An 11865-nucleotide genomic window follows, 5' to 3' on the forward strand; every position below is an offset into this window, starting at 1 on the left:
ACACGCGTCGGGCTCTTCTCGTTCCTCGGCCCGGACCGTCACGACACACCAGCGAGCAAGGACCCATGACCGACGTCGACCTCGAGTTCTCCCGCGTGCGCGCGGTGCTCGACCGCCCGACCCTCCGGCTGATGTCCCGCCCGACGAGCGCCGCCGTCATCGCGGTGTTCCGCACGGTGTTCGACCGTGACGTGCAGTACGTCCCGGCCGACCGCATGCACCTGCAGGTCGAGGAGCACGTCGCCCGCCTGCAGTCCACCGGTGCCCGCGTGCCCGCGAGCGAACACGGGGAGAACGAGGCCGACGCCCGCCCGAACGGCCGCGCGCTCTGTCGCGACTGGGTGGCGGCGCAGTGGCTGGTCCGCTCGAACTCCCCCGACGGCGACGAGCAGTACTCGCTGACGAGCCACGCCCTCGAGGCACTGAACCTCGTCGACGCCCTGAGCGCCGACCGGGCGCTCATCAGCGAGAGCCGCCTGGCGATGATCGTCGAGGCCGTGCACCGCTGGGCGGCCAGCGCGGAGCCGGACCCGGACGTGCAGGTCCGTCGCATCGACGCCCAGATCGCGGAGCTGCAGGCCGAACGCGAGCGGATCGCCCGCGGCGAGGTCACCGAGGTCGACGACGCACGGATGCACGACGGCTACACGAACGTGGCCGACCTCATCCGGCAGCTGCCCAGCGACTTCAAGCGCGTCGAGGAGGCGGTCGCGACGATGCACCGCTCGATCGTCGAGGACTTCCGGCAGGAGGTCCGTCCGATCGGCGAGATCCTCGACGACTACCTGGCCCGGACGGACGACCTCATGCAGGCGACTCCCGAGGGTCGGGCGTTCGAGGGCGCGTTCGAGCTGCTGCGCGACGACGCCCTGCTGCTCCGGCTCCGGGACGACATCGCGACGATCCTCGCGCACCCCTTCGCCGAGTCCCTCGGGGCGGGCGAGCGCCGGGCGTTCCGCAACACGGTGAGCATCCTGCGCCAGGGCATCGAGGACGTGCTCGCTCAGCGACGCCAGCTCACCGCGACGCTCCGCGACCAGATCGTGGCCCACGACGTCGTCCGCGACCGTGAGCTCGACGCGGTGCTCCGCTCGGTGAACCGCGGGCTCGCCGCGTGGATCGACTCGGGGTCCGCCCGCGACCGCGTCCCGCTCGGACTGCTCCCCGCGACCGCCGAGGTCGGCACCCTGCGCGAGCGCTTCTACGACCCCGACAACGAGGCGGTGCCACCGCCGATCGAGGAGCCCGACGACGACGTCTTCGAGGAACTCGACGTGGAGTCGCTGCGCCGCCACGGCGGACCGCTGCTCGCCGAGCTCCGCGCCGCGCTCCGCAGCGCCCCGGACAGCGTCTCGGCCTTCCACGCGCTGCCGCCCGAGCAGCGCCGTCCGGTCGAGCTCTTCGGCCTCGCGCACCTGCTCACCGGCAACGACGACTTCGAGACCGCCACCCACCTGGTCCCGCACCGCACGGTGCGACCGGACGGCGAGACGGTCACCTTCCGCATGCCCTCGGCGTCCCTGACCGGCGCAGGGGCGGACGACCAGCACGACGACGACAACGGCCTGGAGGCACGGTGAGCGACACCACGACGGCTCCCGTCGACGAGACGGACCCCGAGGGCTCCGACCCCGTCCTCGACGAGCGTCACGACGAGGACGAGGAACGCGACGAGTCGAGCTTCGCCCTCTTCGAGGGCGACGAGGGCCGGCTCGACGAGCCGCAGCGCCGCGCCCTGGTCGCGCTGCTCCGCCACACCTACGTGAGCGCGCGGACGCACGCCGACGAGTGGCGCGCGATCACCGACGGTGAGCACCAGCTCCGGTCGCGGCTGAACGACCTCTTCCTCGAACTGCACGTCGACCGCGACCGCGAGGTCGCCTGGAAGCGCCAGGCACGGTCCGAGAGCCAGCGCCGGGCCTTCCCGACGCTGCTGCGTGACGTGCCGTGGACGCGTGAGGAGACGATCGTCCTCGTCTACCTGCGCATGCGCCTCCGCGCGGACGCCCGGCCGGGCCTCGACCAGGTCGTGGTCGACCGGTCCGAGATCATCGGGCACGTGTCCGGCTTCCTGCCGGCGACCACCGACCGCACCCGGGACGAGTCCCGTGTCGCGAAGGCCGTCGAGCGACTCGTGACCGCGCGCATCCTCATCCGCACGACCGATCCCGACCGCTTCCGCGTGGCCAGTGTCGTCGAGGTCCTGCTCCCCCTGGAGCAGCTCCGCGAACTGGACCGGTGGCTGCGCGACGCGACCACCGACGGCGGTGCGCCGACCGACGGAGCCGTGACGGGCCTCCCGGCCGAGCCGACCGACCCCGACGACGAAGGCGAGACGGACGCATGACCGACACCGCGATCGACACCGGCGCCCTGCCGGCGCTCTTCGACACCGTCGCGCAGTGGCGGGCGGAGTCGATGCAGGTCGTCAACTGGGGCGGCTTCCACGGCCACCGTCAGGTCGAGCTGTCCGGGACCGCGACGCTGATCTCGGGCGCCTCCGGCACCGGCAAGTCGACCCTGATGGACGCCTACCTGGCCGTCATGATGCCGTCCGACGTGCCGTTCAACGGCGCCTCGAACGACGCGACCACCGGGCGTGCGCGGAGCGCCGACCAGCGGAACCTGCTCACGTACCTGCGCGGCAAGGTGGACACGCGCCGAGACCCGGAGACGGGCGCCCTGCGCGACGTGAACCTGCGCGGCGACGACCAGACCACCTGGGGCGCCGTCGCCGTGACCTTCCGGAACGACGACGAGCGGCGCTTCACGGTGCTGCGGGCGTACCTCGTGCCGAAGCGGGCGCGGGGCGTCGGCGACATCCAGATGACCATGGCGACGGTCGACGACACGTTCGACCTCCGCCGGCTCGAGGACTTCGTGCCGTCGCGCTTCCACCACCTCGAACTGACCGGACGTGTGCCGGGGCTCGTCGTGCGGGACACCTACCAGGAGCTCGCGTACACGCTCCAGACCCGGCTCGGGATCGGCGACTCCGGTGGTGGCAACCGGGCCATGCGCCTGCTCGCGCGGATCCAGGCCGGGCAGCACCTGCCCACGGTCGACGCGCTCTACAAGTCCCTCGTGCTCGAGACCCCGGGGACGTACGAGGCGGCCGACCGCGCCCTCGCGCACTTCTCCGCGCTCGACGAGGCGTACGAGGCGATGGACACCGAGGAGCGCAAGGTCCGCATCCTCTCCCCCATCGTCGAGCTGCACGACGAGATCGCCCGGTCGAGGGCCGCGGCGGACGCCCTGGACGGCATCGCCACCGGCGCCGAGGTCTCGCCGTTCGCGCACTGGACGGCATCGCGGAAGCGTGCCCTGCTCGACGCCGAGGTCGAACGCAACGCACGCGAGCGCACCGCAGCCCGGGCCGACGTCGCTGCGACCGAGGCCCGGCACGCCGCCGTCGAGGTCGAGCTCCGCGAGGCGGAGGGACGCCTCCGTGACCAGGGCGGCAACGCCCTCGCACAGCTCGAGGACCGCATCGACCGCCGGATCCGGGAGCGCGACGCGGTCGCCCGGGCGCGCGCGACCTTCGAGGAGCGCACCACCGCGCTCGGGCTGACGCTCACCTCCGAGCGCACGTTCACCGAGGCGCAGGCGGCGTCGCACGCCTTCCTCGGGTCGTACGCGACGGCACGCGCCGAGCTCGACGACCGTCGGGACGCCCTGACGCGCGAGGAGTACCCGCTCCTCGACCGCGAGCGGACCCTGCGCCAGGAGCGCCGCTCACTCGAGCACCGGCAGGGCGCGATGCCGCTGCCGATGCACGAGGCGCGGTTGGCGATGGCCCGGGCCGCCGGCATCTCCCCCGACGCGCTGCCGTTCGTCGCCGAGCTGCTCGACGTGCTCCCGGCCGAGGAGCACTGGCGGACGGCCATCGAGTCCGTGCTGGCACCCGTCGCGCGCACGCTGCTCGTCGACGAGGACCAGCTGTCGTCCTTCAGCGAGGCGATCGACGCGCTCCAGCTCCCGGTCCGCGTGCAGTTCGAGGGCGTGCCCACCGGCCCGCACCTCGACCTCGACGGCGACCCGGCGATGGTCTCCGGCAAGCTGACCATCAAGGACTCCCCGTTCAGCACCTGGGTCCGCGAACGCATCGAGTCCGACCGGATCGACGCGCGGTGCGTCGACTCCGCCGCGGAGCTCGGCGGTGGCGGCCGCCGCGTGACCCCGTCCGGTCAACTCCGGGACGGCCGTCGCGGCGCGCACGGCGACCGACGCCAGTCGAACGTCATCGGCTTCACGAACGAGGCCCGGATGGCCTCCGTCGAGCGGGAGCTCGCCGCGATCGCGCAGGACCTCGCGACGCTCGAGGCCCGACGCACCGACGTCGCGCAGGACATCGCGACCCTCGACGCCCTGCGCGCCGCACACCAGCAGGTCGTCGACACCACCTGGGACGGCATCGACGTCGCCGGGCTCGACGAGTCCCTGGCGCGGCTCGACGCCGAGCGACAGGCGCTGCTCGCGGCCGACGACGGGCTCCGGACCCTGCGCGAGTCGGTCGCCCGGCTCCGTCGTGCCCTGGACGAAGCCGCCGACCGTCGAGCCGGTGCACGGCTCTCCGTCACGCGGCTCGAGGAACGCCACGCGGTGCTCGTCGACGGCCAGGACGCCGCGGCCGAGATCCTCGCCCGCTTCGAGGACACCCCGGAGTCGCTGCCGGACGACGAGCAGTCCCGGCTGCTCGCCGAGACGTTCGAGGAGGTCGGCGCCCCGGACGGCATCGACGGGTTCGACGACGCCGCGCGCCGACTGCGACGCCGGCTCGAGGAACGGCTCGCGCAGGCGCTCGACGGCGCCGCGGCCGCCTCGACCGCGCTCACGCTGACGTTCCAGCGGTACCAGGACGCCTGGCCCGACCCGAACCTCGGCACCGGTGTCGCGTCGTACCCGGACTACCACGCGATCCTCGACCAGATCCTCGCGACCGGGTTGCACGCGCGCCGCAGCGAGTGGCGTCGGCGGCTGTCGCAGTGGAGCGGCGAGGACCTCGTCCCGCTCGCCGGTGCCTTCGACCGCGCGGTCGTCGAGATCGAGGAACGGCTCGAACCGGTCAACGAGATCCTGCGCGAGCTGCCGTTCGGTGCGAACCGGGACCGCCTGAAGATCCAGATCCGCCGGGTCACCCGCGAGGACGTCACCGCCTTCCGACGGGAGCTCCGCGCGCTGTCGGCGTCGGTCGACACCGAGCTGACCGACGCAGTGCTCGAGACCCGCTTCCGACGCCTGCGTCGGTTCATGGCGGTCATCCGCCCCGACCCGGCCGCAGCACGTGGACGGACGACCCAGCGCGACGCCGTGCTCGACGTCCGCCGGCACATGGAGATCACGGCCGTGCGGTACGACCCCGAGGGCAACGACCTCGGCGTGTACTCCTCGCTCGGGGACAAGTCGGGTGGCGAGACGCAGGAGCTGGTGGCGTTCATCGTGGGTGCGGCGCTGCGCTACCAGCTCGGCGACGAGACCCGGCCGCGGCCCCGGTTCGCGCCGGTGTTCCTCGACGAGGCGTTCATCAAGGCGGACTCGGAGTTCGCCGGGCGTGCCGTGACGGCGTGGCTCCGGCTCGGGTTCCAGCTCGTGGTGAGCGCGCCGCTCGACAAGGTCACCGCACTCGAGCCGTCGATGGAGCGCCTGCTGTCGATGCGGAAGCACCCCGACACGGGCCACTCGTCCGTCACGGAGATCGCCCGGGCGTAGGCGCCGCGGCGCTGCGGCGCTGCGGCCGGTCGGCGGCCGGTCGGCCGGCGCGGCAGGCGGGTACTCGGAGGCAGGTCCTGGTCGCACGACCTGCCGCTCACCTCCCGACGCGACGGCAGGTCCTGCCACCGGAGCGGGAGCGGACGGCACGTCGTGCGACCGCGGTGGGCGCCGACGACGGGTGCGGGTCGGGGCGGTGACCAGGGCTCCATCCGCGAGCGGGCGAGATCTGTCACAGTCGAATCCGGCGGGCGACGGATCAAGCCCGCTCGGCGGCCTGCGCGCGGCGTGTCCTGCCCACTCGTCGGACGGGAGGCGCGGCGCGGCGCCGCCGTGCGCCTCCCGTCCGACGCCGCCGGCGCCGACCCCGCCGCACCGCCGCCGCACCGCCGTCTGCCCGCCACCGGCCCGCCGCCGGCCTGTGCGAGCGGGCGCGAGCGGGCGGGATCTGTCACGGTCTGGGCCGCCGGCCGACAGGTACCGCCCGCTCGGCGTCCTGCGGGCGGCGTGTCCTGCCCGCTCGAGCGGAGGGCGGAGGGCGGAGGGCGGAGGGCAGAAGGCGGGGGGCGGAGTGCGGGACCGGCGTCCGCCGATCGCCGTGCGGGGCGCGGTACGGTGGCCGGGTGTTCGGACGTCGCACTCGCAGCCCCCGCCCCGACGACGGAGCGCGCCCGGGCGACCCCGGCGGCCTCGGCATCGGAGCCCTCGTGCAGGTGGTCGACCTCGAGCGCGGGGGCGAGCAGTGGGAGGGCGAGCCGATCGGGGTGATCGTCGCTCCGGGAGGGGTGCAGCTCGGTGGGACGCAGCGCACCTGGACCATCGCGTTCGACGAGCCCGCGTACACGAAGGACGGCCGCGGCCCGTTCGAGCGCGCGACCGTCCTGGGTCGTCAGTTGGTGCCGGTCACGCCGGACACTGCGGACGGGGTCTAGTACTCCTCGTTGCCGCTCTTCAGCATGGCGGCGACGGCCATGCACATGCCCACGCCACCGAGCACGCCGATGCCGATGATGACGCCTGCGATGAGTTCGAGCATTGGTGACTCCTTGGGTTGCGGGGCCGGTGTGGCGGTGGCCGTCGTGGCCGTGTCCAGGCTACCGGATGCGGCTCGGGGCTAGCGGATGCCGCGCATGAGGCGCAGGACGGGCTTCGCGCAGACGAGCAGCACGACCCCGACCGCCACGGCGACCAGGCCGAGGACGGTGAAGTACGGGACCTCGTTCGTCGGCGAGTAGTACTGCGAGAGCACCCCGGTGGCCGCCGTGCCGAGGGACACCGAGAGGAAGAAGAGCGCGACCATCTGGGTCTGGAACTTCGGCGGCGCGAGCTTCGTCGCGACGGACTGCCCGACCGGGGAGAGCAGGAGCTCGGCGATCGTGAAGACGAGCAGGATGCCCACGAGCGCGATCAGGGGCGTGCCGTTCTCGCCCGTGCCCGAGAACGGCAGGAAGAGCAGGAACGCGATGCCCATGATCCCGGTGCCGAGCGCGAACTTCGTCGGGGTGGAGGGCTGGCGGTCACCGAGCTTCGTCCAGATCGCGGCGGCGACACCGGACAGCACGATGATGAACACGGGGTTGATCGACTGGACCCACGACACGGGCATCACCCAGTCGCCGAGCGATCGGTCGAGGCGCTGGTCCGAGTACTGGGTCACGACCGTGAACTGCTGCTGGTAGAGCGACCAGAAGACGGCGCTCGCGATGAAGAGCGGGATGAAGGCGAACACCCGGGAACGCTCCTCGGCGGTGATCCCGCTGGTCAGGATCACCACGAAGTACGCGATGGTGGCCACGATGACGATCACGACGACGACCGTCGGCAGGTTCGTCACCGTGAGCAGTCCGGTGAGCACCGAGACCACGACGACCGCGAGCGCGACGACGACGAGCACGGCGACGAGCGGCAGGCGGCGACGCTCGACCGGGTTGGTGACGTGCCGGACCGAGTCGGGGAGCTTCCGACGGCGGATGCCGTACTGCACGAGCCCGGCCGCCATGCCGACCGCGGCGAGCCCGAAGCCGTAGTGGAACCCGAGCGAGGACTGCAGCAGCCCGGTCAGCAGCGGACCGAAGAACGCCCCGAGGTTCACCCCGAGGTAGTAGAGCGAGAACCCGGCGTCGCGACGAGGGTCGTCGCGGCTGTACAGCCCGCCGACGATCGTCGTGGCGGTGGCCTTGAGCCCGCCGGAGCCGAGGGCGATGAGCACGAGGCCGACCCCGACGCCCGCGACCCCCGGGATCAGCGCGAGCCCGATGTGGCCGAGCATGACGACGACCGCGCTGGTGAAGAGGGTGCGGTCGGCGCCGATGAGCCGGTCCGCCACCCAGGCGCCGATGATCGTGAACAGGTACACGGCGCCGCCGTACGCGCCCATGATCCCGTTGGCGATGCCCTCGTCGATGCCGAGGCCGCCGCGCGTGACGGTGTAGTACATGTAGATCAGGACGATGCCCTGCATGCCGTAGAACGAGAACCGCTCCCAGAGCTCCACCGCGAAGGGCGTGGACAGCTCGAAGGGCTGCCCGAAGAAGGTGCGTTGCTGCGCCGGAGCGCTGGGTGGGGTGGTGCGAGACATCCGTCCACTGTGCCCCCGGGCACCCCGCTCGTCCGAATCGGAGCGGGGCGCGTACAAACCTCCGCGGGCGGGCCTTGGAGGATTCCCACCACCCGTGCCCGGCACCGCGGTCTGCCGTTGTGCGCCCGCACGGCGTTCGAGCAACACTCGGCCGAGGTGCCTAACGTGTGGAGTGCAACACGGACAGAGCAGTTCAGGAAGGCTCCCCATGGTCGACACCGCCCCCGCACGCCCCACCTCGACGACCGAGGCCCCGAACGCCGACGCCACGGGCGACCCGGCGGCCGGCACGCCGACGGGCGGGACGGACACCGACGTCCGCATCGACACCACGCTGCTCGGGGAGCTCCTGCTCGGCCGCTGGGCCGAGGACCGGCGCATCTCACGGCGCCTGTCCCGCGACCCCGGGCTGCACAAGATCGAGGGGCAGCCGATCGCGGAGCACCGGGCCCGCGTCCTCGAGCAGCTCCGGGTGCTCGTCGACGCCGGTGCGATCCAGCGTCCGTACCCGACCGAGTTCGGCGGCCAGGAGAACCACGGCGGGAACCTCGCGGCGTTCGAGGAGCTCACGACGGCGGACCCGTCCCTGCAGATCAAGGCCGGCGTGCAGTGGGGCCTGTTCGGGTCCGCGGTGCACCACCTCGGCACGGAGCGCAACCACCGCGAGTTCCTGCCGGGGATCATCCGCTTCGACGTGCCCGGCTGCTTCGCGATGACCGAGACCGGGCACGGCTCGGACGTGCAGAGCATCGCGACGACGGCGACCTACGACCCGGACACGCAGGAGTTCGTCGTGCACACGCCGTTCCGGGGCGCCTGGAAGGACTACATCGGGAACGCGGCGCTGCACGGGCGGGCGGCCGTCGTGTTCGCGAAGCTCGTGACGCAGGGCGTCGACCACGGTGTGCACGCGTTCTACGTACCGCTGCGCGACGGCGACGGTGCGTTCCTGCCCGGCGTTGGTGGCGAGGACGACGGCGTCAAGGGCGGGCTGAACGGCATCGACAACGGGCGGCTCTGGTTCGACCACGTCCGGGTGCCCCGCACGAACCTGCTCAACCGGTACGGCGACGTGGCCGAGGACGGCACGTACACCTCCCCCATCGCGTCGCCGGGTCGACGGTTCTTCACCATGCTCGGCACCCTCGTGCAGGGTCGGGTCTCGCTCGACGGCGCCGCCGTGGTCGCGCAGAAGGTCGGCCTGCAGATCGCGCTGACCTACGCCGCCGAACGCCGGCAGTTCCCGACGGGCGGCGGCGACGAGGGCGTGCTGCTCGACTACGGCCGTCACCAGCGCCGACTGATCCCCCGGCTCGCGACCGTCTTCGCCCAGTCGTTCGCACACGAGAAGCTGCTGCAGACCTTCGACGACGTCTTCAGCGGGCGCGAGGACACCCCGCAGCGCCGCGAGGACCTCGAGACGCAGGCGGCGGCCTTCAAGGCGATGTCCACCTGGTCGGCGCTCGACACGCTGCAGGAGTGCCGCGAGGCCTGCGGCGGCGCCGGGTTCCTCGCCGAGAACCGGCTGACGAGCCTCCGCGCGGACCTCGACGTCTACGTCACCTTCGAGGGTGACAACACGATCCTGCTGCAGCTCGTGGGCAAGCGCCTGCTCACCGACTTCCGCGCGAAGGCGCCGCGCGACGCCGCCTCGACCGCCCGGTTCGTCGCTGCGCAGGCAGCGTCGAAGCTGGCCGACGCGTCCGGCATCCGTCGACTCGGGCAGACGGTCGTCGACCGGGGATCGCTCGCGGCGAGCGTCACGGACCTGCAGGACCCGCGCACCCAGCGCGCGCTGCTGGCCGGTCGTGTCGACACGATGGTGTCCGAGATCGGGGTGCGCCTCGCCTCGGCCGGCAAGGACCGGGCACGGGCCGCGAAGCTCCTCAACCGCTCGCAGCACGAGCTCATCGAGGCCGCGAAGGCGCACGCCGAGCTCATGCAGTGGGATGCGTTCACCGATGCCATCGAGGCCGTGGCGCCCGGTGACACCCGCCGCGTGCTCGTCTGGCTCCGCGACCTGTTCGCCCTCGGGCTCGTCGAGCAGCACCTCGACTGGCACCTGGTGCACGGACGCCTGTCGGCGCAGCGTGCCCGGGCGGTGTCGGCGTACGTCGACCGGCTCGTGGCCCGGCTCCGCCCGGTCGTCCCGCAGCTCGTCGAGTCGTTCGGCTACGACCCCGAGCTCGTCCGCGCGCCGATCGCCCTGGGCGAGGAGCGCGCGCGGCAGGAGGAGGCGGCAGCGTGGTTCGCCGCCGAGGCCGCTGCGGGACGGCTGCCGGAGCAGGAGAAGAAGCCGCGTCCGTGATCAACCCTGCAGGGTTGATATCGGAAGAATCAACCTTGTAGGGTTGACGGCGGAGGTGCGATGTACGCGGTGACGGTGGACCAGGTGGGCAGTCGTTCGGACGACGACCGGGTCGAGCAGGCCATCGACGTCGTCCGGACCGCGTCCGCGGGGCACGTGGTGCTCCCGCCGGAGCGGACCGCCGGCGACGAGTTCCAGTTCCTGCTCGACGACGCGGAGACCCTGCTCGACGTGGTGTTCGCCCTCGCCCGGACGGACGGCTGGAGCATCGGCATCGGCATCGGTGACGTCGAGGAACCGGTGCCGAGCTCGACCCGGGCCGCGCGCGGCGACGCCTTCGTGCAGGCACGCGCCGCGGTCGACCGCGCGAAGGACGTCCCCGAGCACCTCGCCCTCGAGGTCGCCCCGGGTCGCCGGCTCGGTACCGCGGACGTCGAGCCCCTCGTCGCCCAGACCGTCCGGGCCCGTCGCCGCCGGTCGCGGGAGGGCTGGGAGCTCGCGGACCTCCTCCGCGCCGGCCACTCGCGCACCGAGGCCGCCGAGCTGCTCGGCGTGACCCCGCAGGCGGTGGCGAAGCGCTGGCTCGCGGCCGACCTGCGCTCCGACGACGCCGTGCACGCGGCACTCGCGAGGCTCCTCACCGAAGCGGACACCCCGGCATGACGGTCTGGCTGGTCGGTGCGGTCGTGCTGCTCGCGGTGGCCGCGCTCAGCGCCGTGCACCGCGTCCCGCCACTCGCCCGCGCGGTGCCGGCGGTCGTGGTCGTCGCGGTCGTCCTCGCCGCCGAGCTCCTCGACCTGGCACCCGCCGCACCGACGACCGCGCTCCGCGTGCTCGGCACCACCGCGGTCGTCGCCGTCGGCGTCCTCGCCGGGAGTGCCGTCACGGGGACCGTGCTCGGCTTCGCCATGCGCGAGGGCGTCGAGCGGGGTCGGCACGGCGGCATCCTGGTCTCGCGCGCCGACGAACCCGCCGTCGAGCGTCGACGCCCGGAGGTGCTCCGGGGCGGGGCGGCGATCGGGTTCCTCGAACGGTTCGCGGTGATCGGCGCGGTGCTGGTGGGCCGGCTCGAGATCGTCGCGGCGGTCGTCGCGGTGAAGGGCCTCGGTCGCTTCTCGGAGCTCGACTCCGCCGAGGCGCGAGAGCGGTTCATCGTCGGGACGCTCACGAGCACGTGCTGGGCCGGACTCGCCGCCTGGACCGCGATCGGCCTGCCGGGCTGATCGCACAGCCACACGGCCGCACCGCCGCACAGACGCACCGCCGCACA

At 72.9% G+C, this 11865-nt stretch carries 8 protein-coding genes; 7 read left to right on the top strand and 1 reads right to left on the bottom strand.

The window, feature by feature from the left end:
- The first annotated feature begins 65 nt into the window (after positions 1–65).
- The 4 genes from JOD95_RS02160 (at position 66) to JOD95_RS02175 (ending at position 6641) form a co-directional block, all read left to right on the top strand.
- Positions 66–1580: a DUF3375 family protein gene (locus JOD95_RS02160; RefSeq protein WP_209682687.1), complete on the top strand. Its 1515-nt coding sequence runs from the start codon at positions 66–68 to the stop codon at positions 1578–1580.
- Positions 1577–2347 carry a DUF4194 domain-containing protein gene (locus JOD95_RS02165; RefSeq protein WP_066654213.1) on the top strand — a complete coding sequence of 257 codons (771 nt, stop codon included), beginning with the start codon at positions 1577–1579 and terminating at the stop codon, positions 2345–2347. Before JOD95_RS02160 ends, JOD95_RS02165 begins: the two co-directional genes overlap by 4 nt.
- Entirely contained in the window at positions 2344–5709 is a 3366-nt protein-coding gene (locus tag JOD95_RS02170) for an ATP-binding protein (protein ID WP_209682689.1), read from the top strand. Before JOD95_RS02165 ends, JOD95_RS02170 begins: the two co-directional genes overlap by 4 nt.
- A gap of 623 nt (positions 5710–6332) precedes the next feature.
- The gene (locus tag JOD95_RS02175) at positions 6333–6641 is read left to right on the top strand and encodes a hypothetical protein (RefSeq protein WP_245171077.1); all 309 of its coding nucleotides are present in this window, start codon (positions 6333–6335) and stop codon (positions 6639–6641) included.
- A 182-nt stretch (positions 6642–6823) separates the two neighbouring features.
- Here the strand turns inward: JOD95_RS02175 and JOD95_RS02180 are convergent, their stop codons facing one another.
- On the bottom strand, positions 6824–8287 hold the full coding sequence (locus JOD95_RS02180; protein ID WP_209682692.1) for a peptide MFS transporter: 1464 nt from the start codon (positions 8285–8287) through the stop codon (positions 6824–6826).
- Between the two features lie 208 nt (positions 8288–8495).
- Here JOD95_RS02180 and JOD95_RS02185 point away from each other — a divergent pair, with 208 nt between their 5' ends.
- The 3 genes from JOD95_RS02185 (at position 8496) to JOD95_RS02195 (ending at position 11818) form a co-directional block, all read left to right on the top strand.
- The gene (locus JOD95_RS02185; RefSeq protein WP_209682695.1) at positions 8496–10595 is read left to right on the top strand and encodes an acyl-CoA dehydrogenase; all 2100 of its coding nucleotides are present in this window, start codon (positions 8496–8498) and stop codon (positions 10593–10595) included.
- An 84-nt stretch (positions 10596–10679) separates the two neighbouring features.
- Positions 10680–11258, top strand: a complete 579-nt coding sequence (locus tag JOD95_RS02190) for a DNA-binding protein (protein WP_209682698.1) — start codon at positions 10680–10682, stop codon at positions 11256–11258.
- Positions 11255–11818, top strand: a complete 564-nt coding sequence (locus JOD95_RS02195) for a hypothetical protein (RefSeq protein WP_066654204.1) — start codon at positions 11255–11257, stop codon at positions 11816–11818. Before JOD95_RS02190 ends, JOD95_RS02195 begins: the two co-directional genes overlap by 4 nt.
- Positions 11819–11865 lie beyond the last annotated feature (47 nt).

Source organism: Curtobacterium sp. 1310 (assembly GCF_017834105.1).
Lineage (GTDB): Bacteria > Actinomycetota > Actinomycetes > Actinomycetales > Microbacteriaceae > Curtobacterium.